This is a genomic window from Xanthomonas axonopodis (assembly GCF_001304695.1).
In the GTDB taxonomy this organism is placed as follows: Bacteria; Pseudomonadota; Gammaproteobacteria; order Xanthomonadales; family Xanthomonadaceae; genus Xanthomonas; species Xanthomonas axonopodis.
Genome location: NZ_JFAQ01000212.1, coordinates 1 through 600, shown reverse-complemented (window position 1 = coordinate 600; position 600 = coordinate 1). Strand labels below are relative to the sequence as shown.

The window sequence follows — 600 nt, the reverse complement described above, 5'->3', positions numbered from 1 at the left end:
GCGGTGACCATGATCACCGGCGTGTCGCCGGCACGGCGGATCGTCGACAGCACTTCGATGCCGCTGAGCTTGGGCAGCATCACGTCCAGCAGCACCAGATCCGGTGCCCATTGCCGATGTAGCTGGATGGCGCGTTCGCCATCGCCGGCCACCGCCACATCGAAGCCGTCGCGGCGCAGATAGGCCTCCAGAATGCTAGCGCTATCGGCATCGTCTTCCACCAGCAGAACCTTTTTGCCTGTCATCGCGTGTTGCCCTGTCGTCTCGATCAAATCTGGATAATTCCCGAAAACAACCTGGACGCTGCGGGTCGAGGATGTCGGTCGAGATTGGCTCTGTGCTCCGACATCATGATTCCACAAATTATTCCGCATCGTTGGTCTTGCGTGTGTCTGGTTGCCGCCAGTGCCGTGCTGTCGGCTGGTTGCTCGCTGACCCCGGTCTACCAGCGCCCGGCAGCCAACGTGCCGACCACCTTCGGCAGCCAGCAGGCTGCACCCACGCCGGCATCCGCTCAGCCCGACGCCCATGCAACCGCCACCGTCACCCTGAACGCGCAAGAGCGTGCGTTTCTGCAGACCTTCGCGCCGGACCGCGACC

General features: G+C 63.2%; 1 protein-coding gene and 1 pseudogene. One reads left to right on the top strand and one right to left on the bottom strand.

From position 1 onward, the window contains the following. Window positions 1-245 (bottom strand): response regulator (locus tag XAXN_RS17205; RefSeq protein WP_134984912.1); only part of this gene is annotated, 245 nt, incomplete at its 3' end. Window positions 246-350: 105 nt separating this feature from the next. Between XAXN_RS17205 and XAXN_RS17200 the strand changes: the two are divergent. Then, window positions 351-600: pseudogene (locus tag XAXN_RS17200) on the top strand (efflux transporter outer membrane subunit); the annotation flags it as partial.